This window comes from Mucilaginibacter sp. L3T2-6 (genome assembly GCF_030519355.1).
In the GTDB taxonomy this organism is placed as follows: Bacteria; Bacteroidota; Bacteroidia; order Sphingobacteriales; family Sphingobacteriaceae; genus Mucilaginibacter.
On record NZ_JAUMKC010000015.1, the window covers coordinates 75,302 to 93,380 of the forward strand.

At 47.7% G+C, this 18,079-nt stretch carries 20 protein-coding genes; 11 read left to right on the plus strand and 9 right to left on the minus strand.

The annotated features are described in order from the left end of the window. The first annotated feature begins 285 nt into the window (after positions 1-285). Both Q3W13_RS16655 and Q3W13_RS16660 read left to right on the plus strand, forming a co-directional pair. Positions 286-1,131, plus strand: a complete 846-nt coding sequence (locus Q3W13_RS16655) for a universal stress protein (RefSeq protein WP_302865654.1) — start codon at positions 286-288, stop codon at positions 1,129-1,131. A gap of 29 nt (positions 1,132-1,160) precedes the next feature. After that, complete coding sequence (locus Q3W13_RS16660) at positions 1,161-1,382, plus strand: SHOCT domain-containing protein (RefSeq protein ID WP_302865655.1); 222 nt, start codon at positions 1,161-1,163, stop codon at positions 1,380-1,382. Between the two features lie 423 nt (positions 1,383-1,805). Here the strand turns inward: Q3W13_RS16660 and Q3W13_RS16665 are convergent, their stop codons facing one another. From Q3W13_RS16665 to Q3W13_RS16675, 3 genes are read right to left on the minus strand one after another with little or no spacing between them, the layout of a single operon-like run. Beyond that, a complete protein-coding gene (locus tag Q3W13_RS16665; protein WP_302865659.1) occupies positions 1,806-2,384 on the minus strand; it encodes a CDP-alcohol phosphatidyltransferase family protein in 579 nt (192 codons plus the stop codon). Then, positions 2,381-3,202: a phosphatidate cytidylyltransferase gene (locus Q3W13_RS16670; RefSeq protein ID WP_302865661.1), complete on the minus strand. Its 822-nt coding sequence runs from the start codon at positions 3,200-3,202 to the stop codon at positions 2,381-2,383. Before Q3W13_RS16670 ends, Q3W13_RS16665 begins: the two co-directional genes overlap by 4 nt. Then, a complete protein-coding gene (locus Q3W13_RS16675) occupies positions 3,195-4,064 on the minus strand; it encodes a universal stress protein (protein ID WP_302865663.1) in 870 nt (289 codons plus the stop codon). The genes Q3W13_RS16670 and Q3W13_RS16675 overlap by 8 nt, the downstream gene beginning before the upstream one ends. A gap of 124 nt (positions 4,065-4,188) precedes the next feature. On the opposite strand from Q3W13_RS16675, the gene Q3W13_RS16680 reads away from it, so the two are divergent. Next, positions 4,189-5,199, plus strand: coding sequence for a metal-dependent hydrolase (locus Q3W13_RS16680; protein WP_302865664.1), 1,011 nt, complete (start codon positions 4,189-4,191; stop codon positions 5,197-5,199). 76 nt (positions 5,200-5,275) lie between these two features. Here Q3W13_RS16680 and Q3W13_RS16685 read toward each other — a convergent pair whose 3' ends face one another. Continuing rightward, on the minus strand, positions 5,276-6,025 hold the full coding sequence (locus tag Q3W13_RS16685) for an SDR family NAD(P)-dependent oxidoreductase (protein ID WP_302865665.1): 750 nt from the start codon (positions 6,023-6,025) through the stop codon (positions 5,276-5,278). A 296-nt stretch (positions 6,026-6,321) separates the two neighbouring features. Here Q3W13_RS16685 and Q3W13_RS16690 point away from each other — a divergent pair, with 296 nt between their 5' ends. Beyond that, positions 6,322-7,863 (plus strand): PAS domain S-box protein, encoded by a 1,542-nt coding sequence (locus Q3W13_RS16690; protein WP_302865666.1) that lies wholly within the window; start codon positions 6,322-6,324, stop codon positions 7,861-7,863. A 64-nt stretch (positions 7,864-7,927) separates the two neighbouring features. Next, a complete protein-coding gene (locus Q3W13_RS16695) occupies positions 7,928-8,293 on the plus strand; it encodes a response regulator (protein WP_302865668.1) in 366 nt (121 codons plus the stop codon). A 42-nt stretch (positions 8,294-8,335) separates the two neighbouring features. Here Q3W13_RS16695 and Q3W13_RS16700 read toward each other — a convergent pair whose 3' ends face one another. Then, the gene (locus Q3W13_RS16700) at positions 8,336-9,388 is read right to left on the minus strand and encodes a response regulator (RefSeq protein WP_302865671.1); all 1,053 of its coding nucleotides are present in this window, start codon (positions 9,386-9,388) and stop codon (positions 8,336-8,338) included. 217 nt (positions 9,389-9,605) lie between these two features. On the opposite strand from Q3W13_RS16700, the gene Q3W13_RS16705 reads away from it, so the two are divergent. From Q3W13_RS16705 to Q3W13_RS16715, 3 genes are all read left to right on the plus strand, one after another. Next, complete coding sequence (locus tag Q3W13_RS16705) at positions 9,606-10,613, plus strand: sensor histidine kinase KdpD (protein WP_302865672.1); 1,008 nt, start codon at positions 9,606-9,608, stop codon at positions 10,611-10,613. 112 nt (positions 10,614-10,725) lie between these two features. After that, on the plus strand, positions 10,726-11,577 hold the full coding sequence (locus tag Q3W13_RS16710; protein WP_302865674.1) for a universal stress protein: 852 nt from the start codon (positions 10,726-10,728) through the stop codon (positions 11,575-11,577). Positions 11,578-11,632: 55 nt separating this feature from the next. Then, entirely contained in the window at positions 11,633-12,451 is an 819-nt protein-coding gene (locus Q3W13_RS16715; RefSeq protein WP_302865675.1) for a universal stress protein, read from the plus strand. A 4-nt stretch (positions 12,452-12,455) separates the two neighbouring features. Here Q3W13_RS16715 and Q3W13_RS16720 read toward each other — a convergent pair whose 3' ends face one another. The 3 genes from Q3W13_RS16720 to ftsH form a co-directional block, all read right to left on the minus strand. Further along, positions 12,456-13,568, minus strand: coding sequence for a S1C family serine protease (locus Q3W13_RS16720; protein ID WP_302865677.1), 1,113 nt, complete (start codon positions 13,566-13,568; stop codon positions 12,456-12,458). Between the two features lie 64 nt (positions 13,569-13,632). Beyond that, positions 13,633-13,947: a carboxymuconolactone decarboxylase family protein gene (locus Q3W13_RS16725; protein ID WP_302865679.1), complete on the minus strand. Its 315-nt coding sequence runs from the start codon at positions 13,945-13,947 to the stop codon at positions 13,633-13,635. Continuing rightward, on the minus strand, positions 13,913-15,892 hold the full coding sequence (gene ftsH / locus Q3W13_RS16730) for an ATP-dependent zinc metalloprotease FtsH (protein ID WP_302865681.1): 1,980 nt from the start codon (positions 15,890-15,892) through the stop codon (positions 13,913-13,915). The genes Q3W13_RS16725 and ftsH overlap by 35 nt, the downstream gene beginning before the upstream one ends. Before the next feature lie 121 nt (positions 15,893-16,013). On the opposite strand from ftsH, the gene Q3W13_RS16735 reads away from it, so the two are divergent. Genes Q3W13_RS16735 through Q3W13_RS16745 form a run of 3 tightly spaced genes read left to right on the plus strand, consistent with a single transcriptional unit; the run spans position 16,014 to position 17,159 of the window. Then, positions 16,014-16,223 carry a hypothetical protein gene (locus Q3W13_RS16735; protein WP_302865683.1) on the plus strand — a complete coding sequence of 70 codons (210 nt, stop codon included), beginning with the start codon at positions 16,014-16,016 and terminating at the stop codon, positions 16,221-16,223. Between the two features lie 10 nt (positions 16,224-16,233). Beyond that, the gene (locus tag Q3W13_RS16740; protein WP_302865685.1) at positions 16,234-16,734 is read left to right on the plus strand and encodes a pyridoxamine 5'-phosphate oxidase family protein; all 501 of its coding nucleotides are present in this window, start codon (positions 16,234-16,236) and stop codon (positions 16,732-16,734) included. Continuing rightward, a complete protein-coding gene (locus Q3W13_RS16745; RefSeq protein WP_302865687.1) occupies positions 16,731-17,159 on the plus strand; it encodes a hypothetical protein in 429 nt (142 codons plus the stop codon). The genes Q3W13_RS16740 and Q3W13_RS16745 overlap by 4 nt, the downstream gene beginning before the upstream one ends. A 53-nt stretch (positions 17,160-17,212) precedes the next feature. On the opposite strand, the gene Q3W13_RS16750 is transcribed toward Q3W13_RS16745, so the two are convergent. Beyond that, positions 17,213-18,076: a universal stress protein gene (locus Q3W13_RS16750; RefSeq protein ID WP_302865689.1), complete on the minus strand. Its 864-nt coding sequence runs from the start codon at positions 18,074-18,076 to the stop codon at positions 17,213-17,215. Between the last annotated feature and the right edge of the window lie 3 nt (positions 18,077-18,079).

Sequence of the window (18,079 nt, forward strand, 5' to 3'; positions counted from 1 at the left end):
GCGCCATGATAGTGGTCATCTGCTTTATTGACGCTCATCACCATCATTTATAAGCGCGATATAGCCTCTAACTTGACTCAGGAGACGCGTCGCTTGCTTCAAAAGGGTTTTTAATTGTGCCGTAATACTGACGAGGCAGCAAAATGCTTAAGGTCAATCCCGGCGATGCCGGCTGTCATTATTTTAACCTGCACCGCAGGGTAATTTTGATTCTGCCGGAAGGATGGCGAAAGACAGGCGGGAAATTAATTGAATTGCCGGACAGTATTTATTAAAAGACTATAGATGAAAAAAATACTTGTTTTAACGGACTTTACGCCTAATGCAGCCCATGCGGCCGAGGCGGCGTTACGGCTTTCAGCCGCCCTGGGACTCCGCATACTTTTATATCATACACTGCAATCTGTTCCATTAATTCCCGGTGACAGCGATGACCCTTATGTGGCTGAAACCGCTGGCGTACTTTTTGAAAACAGCCGGGAGCATTTACAGCAGGAGGCCGAGCGGCTGGAAAAATTGGCAGGGAACAGTTCTTATGCTGTTCCGGACATCGAAAACACAAACGGGGATGGTAGCATAAGTGACGTGATCGAAAAGCTCAGTGCTGATCCCGAAATCGAAATGATTATAATGGGCGGTCGTTCCGGCGGCGCTATGGAACACTTGCTGACCGGTAGCGATACTGCCGCCGTTATCCGGAAGGCCGTTAAACCCGTGTTGATTATTCCTGCCGCGGTGAACTGGGATATTCCAAAGAAATTTGTTTTCGCCTCTGATTTCGGCGAGGCTGATATAGCGGCGGTGAAGTTCCTGCTTGGATTGTCCAATCTCCCCGGCTTTCAGCTGGACGTGATGCATGTTATAAAACAGGGCGAGGTTGTCACCGACGTTAGCAGCGAGGTGGCCTTCCGGAAGTACCTGGCGCAGAACCAGGTAAATTACATCCAGGTATTCGGCGATGTTCAGCAGGCGCTGCAGCAATATTGCAGGGAAAACAATTCCGACGTATTGGCGATAACACACGGTCATCATTCTTTCATTTCAAGAATTTTCGGGCATAGCGAATCCGAGGCGATAATAGCAGGCAAGCAATTGGCAGTGCTGATTTTTCCTCCCGGCTTTAAACCATAAACAATGTTATCTCATTAAAAATACAGGTTATGTTTTACTTTTATCGCGGTTACCACTTCTGGGGTATGCACCTTATCTGGTGGATATTATGGATTATAGTATTGATTTGGATTTTCGTCACACCTTATGACGTTCCCGGCCAGCGCAAACGGAGAGACTCACCATTGGATATTCTGAAGAAACGCTTCGCCTCCGGCGAAATAACAAAAGAGGAGTATCACGAAAGGAAAAAAATTCTTGAAAACGAATAACCGGCCAGGTTTCGCGCAGCTACATACTGCTACCGGTTTACAAAGACATAATTTAACATACAAAATGAAAAAGCTATTAAAAACAAGAACTGAGCAGGGTAAGATCAACCCGTATCCTTTCTTCGTCCTCGTGGCATTAATTTTGGCCATTATTTTTATCGTCTTTCATTTTGTCTTCAGGAATCAGGTTTTTTGAATACATCGCGAATATGTGCCTGTTATCAGGTTAAGTAAAAGAACCGTTGTCCGTTCGTTGCGTATAAACGGCTTGGTTTGTCATCGCGGAGTGGCATTTGTTTGCGTTCCATTTTTTGCGGAACGCGCGGAACAGAGCGGAACATGCTAATTATCAATACATTAAAATTGCATCCATTAACAAGCGCCTGTTAATCAACAAGTTGCTCATGGGTTTACACTTAGGGTTTACACGCGCTGTTTGCGCTTAAGCATCCAGAATAAACCTTTCACATCGGCTTCCCAGGTTGGCAGTAAAAGTGTAAGGGCGATTTCTTCCGCCAGATCGGCGATAGTGAGTGCCGCAGCAAAATAAAATACACTTTCCATGGGTCCTGGAGAGAAGTAAAACAACAGCAGGAAACCGGCCTGGAAAACAGCCGCTATTTTAGCCGTATAGGTATGAAAACTTGTTAGTTTGCGGTACCGGATGAGTGCGAGACTATTTTGCGTTATGTATAAAAAGACAATTACAGCAACAAGAACCCATTCGGTACGTAAAAAGTCAGGTCTGTAAAGCACTATCCCCAAAATTGCTACGGCAATGGTCAAATCGTCGGCAACAGAATCCAATCGTGCACCCAGTACGCTTGTTACTTTGAATTTGCGTGCCAAAAATCCATCAATAGCATCTGTAAGAAAGCTAAAGGCAAGCAACCATTTAAAAAGGCCGGGTTGTTCATCAATCAGCAGCCAAAGCAATAGCGGGGCTGCCGCCAGCCTGTAATAGGTGAGTATATTCACCAGCCGGTAAACTTTCGTATTCATGATTTTAATAGCTTTAAGTAAATGAAAGCAAAGGGCGCCGACCCGAACCAGCTATCGAAACGGTCGAGCATGCCGCCATGGCCGGGCAGAATCGTTCCGGAATCTTTTACGCCTGTACTTCTTTTTAATAATGATTTAACCAGGTCGCCATAGGTTCCGGTTACAACTATAATAAGGGTCAATCCCTCCCATTCCATAAGGTTTAAAACCGGGAAACACAAGGAGAGTATGTACGCCATGCCTAAACTTGCTGCCGCGCCGGCAAAACTCCCTTCCCAGGTTTTGCCTGGAGATATTTTCAGAAATAGCTTATGCTTGCCAAACCGGCTGCCAAACAGGTAAGCGGTAGTATCGTTTGTCCACAAAAGCAGAAACACCGCGAAGGGGACTTCAAAACGATAGCTACCTGCGGGGGGCCACAAAAAAGGCAGGGCCACAAAAAAACAGGCCGGCAGCGATATACAGATAAGCCCCAAAAACGTGATAGCCAGGTCCGGAAAAGGCTTTTTTGCGGGGCCATAAAGGACGGCTATAAAAATGCCGTACATTGCCGGTATAAGCAGCAGCAACAATCTCCAGCTCCGGGGGCTGGCCGATACGATCATGCAGCAAATAATAAGCGCCGAAGACAAAATGGCCCCGGCCCTTTTCGAGGGCCTGTTACCAGGGACTTCCAACAAACGGTAAAACTCCATCAGGCTAAGCATATTAATCAATAATATCAGCCCGGTAAAACTGTATGGGCCAACCCAAATGGCAGTCACAATCAGGATCACCAATCCTGCACCGGTGAGTGTGCGTGTGGCAAAATTATTCATGACGGCGGGGGATTTCGGGGAAGATCAGCAAAGGTGTTTTGGCCCGCTGAATGGCTTCCTTCAATGGGTTTTCATTAAATAAGTGGTACCAGAAAGCATGTTTCTGGTAGCGCAGTGCGATAACATCCGCGTGTTTCTCTTCGCCGATTTTTTCGAGCGCGTCAATCACGTTGTGCTCACGTGCTGTCAGCCAGCCGATGCCCGGATAGCGCTCGGTAATTTTACCGGTAAACGCCGAAACCCGTGTTTCTTCAGCAAAATCGGGAATAATAACCGGCCGCGAAATATGGCTCAAACTAACCTTTGCTTTCAGGCGGGCAGCAATACTTACCAGGTCATCAATCACCCGGTCATCAGTTGCTGCCAGGTCGGTACCAAACACAATATGCCGGATCTCCTGCCGTGTCCATTCCGCCGGAATAACCAAAACCGGGCAGCTAACCTGCTGAAGAACGGCTTTTACGTCACCGGCGAACAGCAGGTCACCATACGAGTTAGGGGACACGCCCATAATAATCAGCGTACTTTTTTTTCGCCGGGCCAATACTGCAACCCGTTCTGCCAGCTGGCCTTCAAGCGCCATGGGCCGTATTACCGGCATATAACCATTGAGCTTAAGACCGGCCAGCCGTTTTTGCAACCGCCGGGTCTCGTTGTTTAAACGACTGGTGCTGACACGCCTTTTGTCTGCTGCGCTGCTTTGCGGCATTACTGCAGACCCTACCGGCGGTATATAGGGCGTTATAGGGTAAACATTTATCAACAATATTTCGGCGCCCAGTTTCGCCACAACAGGCAGTGCGTTTTCTGCCGCACGCATTGCACCAGCAGAAAAATCGGTCAGTATCAATACATTTTTCATAAAAAACCGGGACTTAATTGCATACTAAGCTCGGTTGGCGACGCCTTTTTTAAAATGATTATCATCACCTAATCAGGTGTTCCGGAACAGTAGCGCAGGGTCACCTTATCGTTATTTTTATTGTATGGATACGATAACACATCTGGCCCTTGGCGCCTGTATGGGCGAGGCATTTGCCGGTGAAAAATTAGGCAGGCGGGCCTTGTTATGGGGTGCTTTAGCGCATGGCCTTCCTGATATTGATTTTGTGTCCTCCCTGTGGCTTCCTGCGCCGGCTGCTTTACTGGCGCACCGCGGTATTACACATTCCTTTATATTCTGCGCTGCAGCCGCCCCCGCTATGGCTATTTCAGTCAGGCGCCTGCAAACCCAACGCGCAATCCGTTGGGTTAAATGGGCGCTGTTCTTCGGTTTGATGATTTTACTGCACGATGGGTTAGACGCCCTTAATAATTATGGCGTAGGCTGGTTTGAACCTTTCAGCCAGGCACGGATCTCTTTTAACACCATCTATGTGGCCGATCCGTTCTTTACCATCTGGCCATTAGGCGCATGCATTGCTCTGCTTTGCTTCGGAAAAAACCGGACGCGAAAAAAAGCATGGCTCTATGCGGGTTTGGGTATCAGTTGCTTATACCTGATTTATTGTGGTGCTAACAAGGTAATGACAGAACGCGCCGTAAGGAAACTGCTGGATAAGCAAAACATAGTGCACACCCGCTACTTTACCACACCGGCGCCATTACAAACCTGGCTATGGTATATAGTAGCCGGTAATGACAGTGGTTATTTCGTTGGCTACCGCTCCGTGTTTGACCGTAAGCAACAGCTCGGTCTCCGTTATTTCCCCCGAAATACATTTTTACTCGGAAAGGAACCGTACAGCAACGATTTAAAAAACCTGCTCCGGTTTTCGCAGCAATTTTATACTGTCGAGTTGCGGAAAGACACTTTGGTATTTAACGACCTGCGCTTTGGCCAGGTTATTGGCTGGCAAAATCCGGACGCCGGTTTTGTATTTCATTATTTTTTGGAATACCCGCAACAAAACAAGCTGGTGGTTCAGCGGGGCAGGTTTACGGGCTGGAGCTGGCAAACCACCAGGTCGCTTTTCCAGCGAATCAGGGGAAACTGAAAGTTCAGATAAAGCCGGACATGAAAAACAACAATCCATATATATTAAACCTGCGCCATTTGAGCATTGCCCCCTGTTATTGTGCCAGATACCCCCCGTCAACATTATAGTACGAACCGGTAACAAACGACGCCTTTTCGGAGTTCAGCCAAAGAGACAGTTCAGCCACTTCTTCAGGCTCGCCTAACCGCCCCATGGGATGTAAGGCTTTTACCTGGTTCAGGGTAGCATCATCCAATATGTTTAATAACGGGGTTTTGATATAGCCGGGGCCGATTGCATTTATGCGTATTCCGCTACCGGCGTACTCAAGTGCAGCAGCCTCGGTTAAACCGATCACTCCATGCTTGGCTGCAACATACGCCGGCGACCCCTTAGTACCCACTTTGCCCAGTATCGAGGCCATGTTAACTATGCTGCCGCCGCCGGAAGCGATCATTGCGGGAATTTGGTAGTGCATACCATAAAATACTCCGGACAAATTCACCCTGATCACCCTGTCCCAGCCGTCGATCGGATAGTCGGCGAGCGGGCTTAGAGGCCCGGCGATCCCGGCGTTGTTTACGGCGATGTGCAGACCGCCAAATTGCCGGACCGTTTGCTCAACCAATTTTCTGTTTTCATCGGCAACTGAAGTATCCGCTTTTATAAAAATGGCTTCGCCGCCCTTACTTTTAATCAAAGTAAGCGTCTCTTGTCCGCCTTTTTCATCAATGTCAGACACCACTGTTTTTGCGCCCTCCAAAGCGTACAAAACTGCAATAGCCCTCCCAATGCCCGAACCTGCTCCCGTAATAAGGGCAACTTTATTTTCCAAATCTTTCATATTATTTTCCGGAATATTTATCACTTAATGTTTAACAATCCATCTCACAAAGATATTAGTGCCCGGGCCGCTCATTATGTTCGCAATCACCCCGGGATATGACCTTAACCACTTTTTTTACCGATCAGGAAAGCGTAAAGCGGGGTATAAAAAGTACCGGCGGGGAAAAATCATTTAGAGCTACCCGCAATTTAACGCGCCTTTATCTATTATAATTCCTAAGAAATAAATACTTATTTTATTAGTTTCTAATAAATAAGTATATTTATTAATTAACTCATGTAAGGTCCTTCCCTATGACTAACGACCATCTGTCTTACATCCGGTATTATGAAGATCTGCCGGTAGCGGTATATGTCTGCGACCGGGACGACGCCTTAGTGGGATATAATACAGCAGCCGCTTCATTACTTGGTATTAAGCCCCTTCAGGGAAGTAGGGATTGGTATCCGTCCCTGCAAAAATTCGACGAGGAGGGCCGCAGTGTCGACGCTCAATATAAGCCTGTAACAATAGCAATTAAGGCCAGCCCGGGCAGCCACCAGCAGGAACTCCGGTTCCGGTTGTCCGATGGTACAGACCGGTACATTTTGGTTTCGTCTGTTGCCATACGGGATGAGCATGGGAATTACGATGGCGCCATACATACGCTGACCGATCTGACAGCATTGCGCCATTTTGAAAGCCAGCAGTTCCTGCTGGCGTCCATCGTTAATTCGTCGGCAGATGCAATTATCACCAAAGATATGGACGACCACATTATCAGTTGGAACAAAGGAGCAGAGGAGCTGTTCGGCTACACAGCCGGCGAGGCTATAGGGCAACACATAAGCCTGATCATCCCTGCCGACAGGCTGACTGAAGAAAAAAGAATTATAAAGGCAATAAGCAAAGGTAAGAAGATACAACGCTTTGAGACTAAGCGCAAAACTAAAAGCGGACACCTGGTGCCGATATCGGTTACCGCATCACCTGTACTAAATGCCCAGGGAAAAATTGTTGGCGCTGCAAAAATCCTGAGGGATATCAGCCAGCAAAAACATACGGAAGAGCAACTTAAAAATTACACAACTCACCTAGAAGATACAGTAAAAAAGCGCACAAAAGAGCTTGATCAGGCCCTGAATAAAGAAAGGGAACTCGGCCAGCTGAAGAGCCGTTTTGTATCGATGGCTTCTCATGAGTTCCGTACGCCGCTCAGTTCTATCAAGCTTTCGGCGTCGCTTATCGAAAAATACGCCCAACCTTACTCTAATCAGCAGATATCCAAACATATCGCCAAAATCAAGAACTCCGTCGACGATCTTTCTGCTATCCTCGGCGACTTTCTCTCGCTTGAAAAGCTGGAGTCCGGCAAAGTCACAACCTCGCTCGCCAAATTTGAAATTACTGACTTTTGCCAGGAGATAACAGCAGAAATGCAGTTACTGGCCAGGCAGGGACAAAAATTAGTTTATCACCACCAGGGGCCCGCTGCTTTAGTAGTATTAGATCAGCAACTGCTAAAGAATTGCATGCATAACCTGCTATCCAATGCTATTAAGTACTCCGGGGAAGGAACGCAGATCAGTCTTAGCACCGAGCTTAAGAATGGACAACTTTCGCTGTCAGTATCAGATCAGGGTATTGGTATCCCCGAAGCCGACCAGCGGCATCTATTCAGCCCCTTTTTTCGGGCCGGAAATACCGGAACGATCCAGGGCACAGGACTCGGGTTAAATATTGTCGCCCGGTATATGGGATTGATGCACGGTACAATAGATTTTAAAAGTGAACCTGGCCGGGGGACAACCTTTACAATGCACTTTGCCCAACCGGAAAAGACAAACAAACAATAAAACTATTAGGAATATTAAATATTTATGCTCAAATTTAATTTATTGTTTGTAACCGAAACCACAGATGAGAACAGTCCTGCTGATAGAAGACAACGACGATATACGTGAAAACACTTCTGAGTTGCTGGAACTGGAAGGTTATCATGTTCTGCCTGCAACCAATGGCCAGACCGGGCTGCAGTTTGCGCGGGAACATCTGCCTGACGTAGTGTTATGCGACATTATGATGCCGGTAGCCGATGGCTATGAGGTATTCAAACAGTTAAAGGCCGAACAGGCAACGTCGGCAATCCCTTTTATTTTCCTCACGGCGAATGCAGAAAACAAAGATATGGAAACAGGGATGCGGCTGGGTGCAAATGGCTATATCCGCAAGCCCTTTAGTGCTGAGGAACTCCTGGAAACACTCGCCCGCTGCCTGGGTGAATAACCGGTAACACATATACCCGCTAGTCCAACAATGCTAGCCAGCTTAATTTTTCATCCGCTCCAGCCGTTTAGCATCAATTACAGATATTATACTTCCTGTTTTGTCTATCAGGCCTTCGCTTTTAAAATCCGATAGGGTGCGGCTCACTGTTTCGGTAGCCATTCCTGCCAACGCTGCCAGGTCTTCGCGGGAAATTTTAATATTATTGTTTGCCGGGCCGCCCTGACGATAAAGCCGCAAAAGCGCGTCGGAAAGTTTTTTGCGAACGGATGAATAAGCCAACTGCAGCAGTTGTTCTTCATTTTCGCGAATTTGGCCGGCCAGCAGCTTAATAAATTGGCGGGAAACGTCGGGGTAAAGGGTCAATAATTCCTCCAGCTGATCTTTCGGGATCAGGCAAAGCTGACTGTCTTCCAATGCTGTTGCTGTATCGCTGTAGGTCTCATCCGCCAGCATGGCCTGTATACCCAGGTAGCGGTCGCTGCCATGCAAACCCGTTATGAGCTCGCGGCCATCTTCGGCCAGCTTACTGGTTTTTACCTGTCCGCTCAAAACAATATAAAGACCGTTGCCCTTATCGCCCTCGTAATAGATTACCTGGTTTTTTTTAAAATAACGGCTTTTACGGTCCTGTATAACCTTTTTCAGTTCCGCCAGGCCGTTGTTCCTGGCGATCAGGTGGCCCAGGTCATCAAGGCTTTTACTGTAAAATTCTTTTTGCCGCTCTTTCTTTTTCATGCGGCTTTCAATGGCATTCAATAATTCTACATCGTCAAATGGTTTTGTCAGATAATCATCCGCTCCCATGTCCATCGCCTTGCGCAGGTCTACCCTATCAGCTTTCGCGGTTAGGAAAATAAACGGAATCTGGGCAGTCTCCGGTGTTTTTCCCAGCATGTGCAAAACGCCGTAGCCATCCAGCTCGGGCATCATAATGTCACAAAGTATAATATCAGGCATATATGTCCGGGCCATTTCTACCCCTTCTTTCCCATTACCTGCCTCATAAACTGTATGACCGGCCAGTTCCAATATTTCAGCGACACTTTCCCGGATATCGGCGGTGTCTTCAATGATCAAAATTTTTATGCCCATCGGAGGTTTCTAATAACGCGTGACTAATTACGCACCTGAACCAAAATTATGAGAGTTTATACCGGAAAAAATGACCGCGGACACATAAGCTGATGACCATCCTCATATAAGCGTCATGCACGATCTGTAAATTTTATGACAAAAATCTCGCTGGGGCCTGTCAGCAATCATTTGTTAGCCGTCTATCCCCTGCTAATTTGCAGGCATTAAAATAATTATGGACTATAAAAAATTTGCGGCGAAAATTTCCGGACAGACCGGGGAGTGGATACCCGGCATGCCGTATCGGTTCCTTTTGGTTTTTTGTGCCGGGGCAATAGGTTCTGTCTTGCTGCTGGCGGCGTTCGCAGTAACTTCGTACCTCTTTTCAAGCTGGCCGGACGCCGGAATCATGCAATTTTTCGGGGGGATGGCTGTCATCCTGGTAGTGATAATAGTCTCTCTGCTTACTTACAACATTGTGAGCGAACATAACGGGAGGTTACATGCAGAACAGGAACATGAATTGGATGTGTTAAAAAGTAACTTTATAACGTTGGCTTCACACGAATTCCGCACCCCACTAAGCTCCATCCTGCTTTCTGCTACGCTTATAGAAAAATATGCCCGCAAGCAGGACACAGAAAATGCGGCCAAACATGCGGTGAAGATTAAGCAGGTTGTTCACCGGCTGGAAGGTATACTGGAGGACTTCTTGTCGCTTGAACAGTTAGACGCAGGACAGGTTATTTCAAACGCAACCAATTTCAATCTTGATGCGCTGTGCCAGTTTTCAATAGCCGAGGCGCGCTTATCGGGTGCACCGGGACAAAATTTTCGCTACGAAGCCGCCGGGAATGCCGCTTTGGTACGCCTTGATGAAGTATTGCTTCAAAAAACACTAAGCAACTTACTGTCAAACGCTGTAAAATATGCAGGGGATGAGGCCGATATCTGCTTGTCAACAAATGTTACCGATACGCAAGTCATCATCAGGGTAAAAGATAATGGCGTGGGTATCGCTACAAAAGACCATAAACAGTTATTCACAATTTTTTTCCGGGCTAATGATTCCGGCAATGTTCCGGGTACAGGGCTGGGATTGTACCTGGTAAAGCGCTATGTACAGCTTATGGGCGGTACCCTGCATTTTTACAGCGAACCAATGCTGGAGACCTGCTTCGAAATGGTGTTCCCTATACATACCGCGCCGGAGACTTCAAGAAAGATTTTAGCTGTCGGCTAAGTTAGATCGATATAATATCCGGCAATTATATCAGGCAGGCTGATGAACGTCATCCTGCAGGCTGATACGGGTCATTCTCCCTGACCAGCGGATGCGGGAACTTTGATCTATCATGAAAACAATACTTATTTTAACCGATTTTTCAGAAAATTCAGCCTGCGCTGCCGAAGCAGCACTATTGCTCAGCACGAAATTACACGCCAATTTGTTGCTTTTTAATACTTATATAGATTATGCAGCATTGCCGTATGAGGCCGGGGGCGGCTGGGACATTCACGGGTACTCGCGCAGGGAACACAGAAGCCTGAAGCAACTGGATTCCCAGTTGGATGGACTTGAATCCCTCGCCGCGCAAATGTCCCCCGCTGAATGGAAACCATCAATATTCGTACGCTCAGCCAATTCGGACCTTGGAATGGAAGTAGCAGATATAGTAGAGGATAACGACATTGAGTTGGTGGTAATGGGTGCAAGGGCGCATAAACCTGATGATCCGTTGCCCGGATCTGACACGGGGGCAGTAATAAAAAAAGCCCACCGGCCGGTGCTTGTGGTTCCGGCAAAAACAAACCTGCTGCAAACCCGTAAGATCATATTCGCGACTGACTTTGATAATGCCGGTATCAGCGCCATTCATTACCTGATGAAACTTGGCAGGCTGTTTAACTATCAGATTGAGGTTGTTCATGTAAATCCTCCCGGCCAACACAACGATAATGCGAAAGCGACGGGTTTTAAAGACCAGCTAAGCGCACTTAACTACCAGGGATTAAGTTACCACGAAATAAACGGAAACGACCTGGTGGGCCGCTTGAACCGGGAGTTAAGCGAAAGCGGACCCGCCATTTTAGCCATGGTACACCATCAGCTGCCCTTCTTTACCCGGTTATTTACACACAGTAAAACCAAATCGGCCTTGGACCGTCAGCATGTTCCGATGCTGATCTTTCCCGGCGGCAAATAGGCGACTGGTGTACAAACATTCCAAACACTACTGACGGCGCATCAAATTGATGAGCATGAAAAGACTGATTATAGTACCTACCGACTTTTCGCCGGCTGCTGAAAAAGCAGCGGCCTATGCAGCTATGCTGGCGGAACAGCTAAGCGCAGGTATACGGCTTTGCCATGCGGCACGGTCACCCGCATCCGAAACCATCGCTAATACACAGCTGGAAGCACTCGCCGGAAAGTTTAAAAGAGATATTAACAAGCTCGGCAATATTTTAACACCAGGGCCACAGGTAACGCTATTACATGGCGGACCAGGCCTGGCGGGGAATTTGGGTGCATGTTTATCTGCGGATATGATAGTGATAGGGACGTCCGGAACTGGCCGGCAACATACGGGCTGGACCGGCAGTGGTGGCAAAAACATACTTCAGAGCGCAACGTCGCCTGTATTGCTAATACCACCGTCAGCCACAATCCGGCCACCTGTAAAAATCGCCTTTGCTACAACGATGGGAAAAGAAGACTATCCTATTTTAAATATGCTGGAGGCCCTTGCCCGCGATTTAAAGACAGATATAACGATAGTTCACGTAGATACAGGCAGTTATGACCATGAGACTCGTAAAAACCTATGGTTGAGCTTTACCGGAAAAATCAGAAATGATAAAGAAACCGCCCCCCATTTTACTTACATCAATATTCCTGTTAATTCGCTTGCTGCCGAACTAAATGATATTGCTGCATCCGGGTCGGCAGACTTACTCGTTTTGAGCCGCGATATATATGATCAGCTGGCCGCAATGTCTACGTCGGGACATGCAGCTGCACTCGAAATGGCTGCCAACCTGCACATTCCTTTATTGGTCGCCGCTCCGTCTGCATAACGGCTTAATCCTTCCGGTATGTTCGCATCAGCGGCCAATTGTTCTGATTACTGCGGCGGGCAGCCGCCTGGTTGATGTCCACGGGGGATAATGTCACCATAAATTGAAGTTCGCTTTGCCCGCGTTCTATCGTCAGCAGCACCCTGTCGCCGGGCGCGTGTAAGGCCAATATTTCCCTTAGCTGGGCGGAATTTGTGAGCAGTTGCTGATCAGCTTTCACAAGGATATCGTTTCTGCGCAAACCAGATGCCGCTGCAACTCCGTTTCTTTTCAGGCTGTCAATCAGTAACCCGCCTGTACTTGTAATGCCAATACGCGCTGCCTTTCCGGCATCCATGTCGCTGAAACTCATTTCTGCATCTGCATGCTGTACCCGGCCATACTTTGCCAGCTCCTGCCATGCTTTTTTGACGATTCCCGCCGGAACAGCGAAGGCATAGCCTGCAAAAGTACCTGTTGGAGAAAGGATGGCTGAATTGAGGCCGATGAGCTTTCCGCTGCGGTCTACCAGGGCGCTGCCGCTCATCCCCTCGTTGGTAGCAGCGTCAGTTTGCAGATAGGAGTCTACCAGCGAAGCATTTACAGGATCATCAATACTTCTGAAACGGGCGCTTAATATCCCGGCGGTAACTGTTGAGGTCAGTTCAAGCGGGTTTCCTACCGCCAGTACCCTGTCGCCCACCCTAACCGCACCCGGATCGCCGAACTCCAGGAAGGGAAGGCTCATGGCCCGGATTTTCAGCAACGCCAGGTCTGCCACATCATCAGTACCCACCAGCATCGCCTTAAAGGCCCGGCGGTCGGGTAAAATAACGACAAGGCTGTCGCCCCCGGACAATACATGTGCATTGGTCATTATCTCGCCATCCGCGCTTACCAGTACACCCGATGCGCTGCCGGCAGGTAACCCCGCGCCGGGATGCGTGTTTTTTTTACCAAGCCGTGTCTCCAGCTCCGGATGTACATTAAGCAAGCTGTCGGATATAAAAGACTGCACCTGCACAACAGCCGGCAGCGCTTTAGCAGCCGCATTGCTCAAACCTGCAGGCGGCGCAGTAACCTGGGCAGAGAGCATGAAAGGGAATAAGCCGGCTATAAATAAAATATTTTTTTTCATCACTGTTTTTTTAAATACGTCTCTGCGTCGTAATATGCAGGTAACTGTTGTGCGTTATCGTTTTTCAGGATCTGTCGAAGGCCGCAAGGGCAACCGGCAAGCAACCGGCTACTCCATTTAGCCCGCATACAGTAACGGTAATCAATATGGTATCTTTAATCTCATCCCGTGTAGCACCCAATGTCTTGGCCATTGCCACATGGTAAAACACCGCAGCCGGATCGTTCAGGGCCGACTTAATGCCGATATAAACAAGTTGCTTGCTTTTGGCATCAAGCCCGGTTGTGTCTTTCAGTGCGTCTACCAAATGGTTAAAGGCTTTCGCTACCCCCGGAGCTTCTTTTTCAAATATTTGCAGAGGGTTCTGTTGCTGGTTCATACAATTCCTGTTTTACGGTTGTCAATTGAACTTTTCCGGCCTCCAGTGCGGGTCGTTTGCCAAGGATGTCTTCCAGCTGGTCTTTTTCTATTACCTCCTGTTTCAACAGGCATTCAGCCAGCTTTTCCAATGCACCCCGGTTTTCCGCCAGCAGCGCTTTTGCTGCCGAATAAGCGTCTGCCACCAGCGCGCGAATCTGCTTATCGATAAGTTCGCCCGTTGCATCGCTGTAGGGCTTCTGAATAGCGGTTTCACGCTGCCCGGTTGAATCATAATAACTCACGGGGCCAATCTTTTTATCGAATCCATAGTAAACAACCATGGTGTAGGCTTCCTGCGTTACTTTTTCCAGATCATCAAGGGCGCCGGAAGACACCTCACCGAAAACCAGTTCTTCGGCAGCCCGGCCGGCAAGCGTAGCGCATAGGTGATCGCGGAATGCACTTTCATTGCGTAATTGCTTTTCTTCAGGCAGATACCACGCTGCGCCTAACGATTTTCCGCGCGGTACGATAGATACTTTAACCAACGCATCTACCCCCGGCAGCAGCCAGCTTACTACGGCGTGGCCGGCCTCGTGATAGGCTATAACACGCTTTTCTTCCGCCGAAATGATCTTGCTTTTCTTTTCCAGCCCGGCTACAACCCGGTCAATGGCTTCTGAAAAGTCGCTTTTTACTATTGCCGTTGCCTTTCTGCGGGCGGCAATTAATGCAGCTTCGTTGCAGATATTAGCGATATCAGCCCCAGAAAAGCCAGGGGTTTCGGCCGCTAATAAGGCTACATCGATAGTCTTATCCAGTTTAAGGCCCTGCATATGAACACTAAAAATAGCTGCCCGCTCCGACCTGTTAGGCAATTCAAGGTAAATATGCCGGTCAAACCGCCCCGGACGTACCAGGGCTGTATCCAGCATATCGGCCCGGTTGGTAGCGGCCAATACTATTACGCCGGTATTGGTACCAAAGCCGTCCATCTCGGTCAATAATTGATTTAAAGTGCTTTCCCGTTCATCATTCCCGCTGTTTAAGAAAGCGCCGCGGCCCCGGGTCCGCCCGATTGCGTCTATCTCATCAATAAATATGATACAGGGCACCTTTTCTTTGGCCTGCTGGAACAGGTCGCGTACACGGGAGGCGCCAACCCCTACAAACATTTCAACAAAGGCCGAACCTGAAATAGAGAAAAAAGGTACCTGCGCTTCCCCGGCAACGGCTTTTGCCAGTAAAGTTTTCCCGGTACCGGGCGGGCCGATCAAAATCACGCCTTTTGGTATTTTAGCTCCCAGCCTGGTGAATGTATCCGGTTTTTTCAGAAAATCAACAATTTCCAGCACCTCCGCCTTCGCTTCTTCCAAACCTGCCACGTCGGCAAAGGTTACCGTGCTGTGTTCCTTCTCGATTAGTGTAGCGTTAGACCGCCCAAAACTGAAGACAGATTTACCGCCTTCACCCGGGAACCTCCGGAGAAGGAAGCCCATAACGAAATATATAATGGCAAAAGTAAGTATCCAACCTAAAATGCCCCGCCACCAGCTCGATTCTTCAGTATAGCTTACCGGAACTCTGTCGTTCATGGGTATGTTTTTCTCGGCTTCGTCAAGGTTCCGTTCAAAACCTTCTATTGACCCAATGGTAAACATATATTGTGGCCCTCCATCAGCCCGGCTGAATGCGGGCTTAAAGGCGGTGTCGGTCGCAAACGACTTTTTGATGTAAACTTCAACCCTCTCTTTATTTATCACCTGCAGTTTTGCAGCCGCTTTCCGGCTTAATATTTTTACCGCAAATTGCTGCCAGGTAATCTCGGTAACACCGCCGGAACCGGTTAGCAGTGGCGAAAGGACAAGGTACAGCAGCATGCCGCCATATATCCACAGCCAGGCCCACCGAAAAGTCCGCTTACCGCTTTTACCTTTCGGAGCCGGGTTTTGTTCTTTTTTCATAACATTAAATCTCCGAAGGGCGGCGTAATTATAAAATGACGCAGGTCAAAGGCATGACTGACCGCCATCATAGGCCCGCCGGCATGGCATGCGTTAATTTGTTCCGTTAAAACAACCAGCCATGTACAAAGGCAACAAAAGGGGCAAAGCTGAGCCGGAAACACCTGCCGGAACAGAAACGCCCCCGGCAATTTTACCTCCTGCCGAAGCAGGTAAACCGGCCATACCGGAAGATCAGCCAACCCAACCGGAAGAGGTGCCTCACCGCGTATCACCTTATGACTTCCCGCCACCGGGCGAAGGATTCTTCCCTGAAATATTTTCTGATTAATCATCTTTTTATGTTAGGAGAATTAAATGATAACCTGATCGAGGAATTGCTCAAAAGTCAGCTGCTTGGCCGCATCGGCTGCCATGCTGATGGAACTACCTATATCGTACCAGTGCACTATTTATATGAGCCGCCTTATGTTTATGCACATTCGGCACACGGAATGAAAATAGACCTGATGAGGAAAAATCCGGAGGTATGTTTTGAAGTTGACCAGGTTGAAAATTTTTTTAACTGGCGAAGCGCGGTCTGCTGGGGCACATTCGAGGAAATTACCGGAGTTAAGGAGTCGCAAAAAGCCATGGAGAAAATCATCGGCAAGATTGAACCTTATTTGTCAATAACTGCTGATGCGCACCCCTCGCACGGCATTGCCGATATGGCCAGCGAGATTGGAACTGACAAGGAACTGGTGCTTTACCGGATTAAACTACACAAAAGGACCGGCAGATTTGAGAAAAGGGACCTACCGGCAGCCCAAAACTCAACGACTATGAAATTAAAGCCATGAAAGATGTACGAACTGGTGATGAGTTTAAAAAAGATCTGCAGGAATTGTACATACTAACAAGGCATTGGTCGGCCGATCTGGGTTTTCTGGAAGAAGAATTACATTTTTTTAAAAACATTCTTCATAAGTATAATTCCAGCTTAGTTAACCGGCAACTGCCACAAGACATTGTTTTCGAACAGAAGGTTTTTGAGTTGGAGGACGACCTGGCAAGCATTCGTGCCAGAATACCAGCTTTTCTAAGCCTGCTGGCTCCTTTTGTTGAAAACCTGGAAAAGCCCATAGACGTGGCTTTTCCGGAAAAGTATAATATATTGCGTACCGAATTGCATTCGCTTTTTACCGCGGTCAGGATGACCAAAAAAGAAATTTTTGCTCACATTGAAGCCTTCATTTTCCGGGAAAAACAAAAAACGGATGAGTAACCACCCGCCCCTTCATTAAACTGATAATTCTTTTAATTAAGACCCCGGTTAGGCTACTGCACTTCAATACCGGCAGGAATAATCATCACAGGAAATTCTTGTTTTTCGAGCAAAGACTTAGCCTGGGTACTGTTGAAGAGCCTGCTTAACAGGCTATGTTTATCATGCACCAGCACCAGCAGGTCCGCACCATGCTGTTCGCAGAACTGGTTTAAACGATTAGCCAGGTCTTTCCCTGTAATATGCTGATAGGTAATATCAGGATAGTTAAATTTAGCAACGTGCTTTTCAAACACTATGCGTTGTCCTTCGTCAGCACCTTCCTTACCCCAAAGTTTTACGTTTACAATCTCGATCTTAAAATTAAATAGGCGCCCTAACCTGGTGAGATAATGTACGGCATTGATGTCAGGGCTATCCAAATCTGTTGCAATGGTTACCTTTTTTATTTGTTTAAGCGGATGTTTTTCAGGTATAACTAAAACGGGCCTGTTAGTATGGTTTATAACCGATAAAGTATCGCTGCCCATCAGAATATGATCCCAGGTGCTGCCGGTACGGGCGCCCATCACGATCATTTCAACAGATTCCTTACTGATTAAATCTTTAACCTGCGAACCTAAATCGCCCATGCCTTGCCTGCAATCGATACTTGCATGATGATCGCCTGCCGGCAGGCTTTCAACCAGCGGTTCAAGCTGTTCCTTCAAAAAATTCAGTTTTTCCTTCCCTTCATCGGCCCATATTAATTCTTCTACCGACCATGGGCTGCCGCCGTACTCCGGCAATACAGGCTGACTGATAAAAGTGTTGAACAAAATAAGATTAGCCCTTAATTTGCCGCTAAGCATGATCGCGGCTTCTGCCGCCAAACGAGACTGATCGCTAAGATCAGTAAGTGCAATAATTTTTTTCATAAT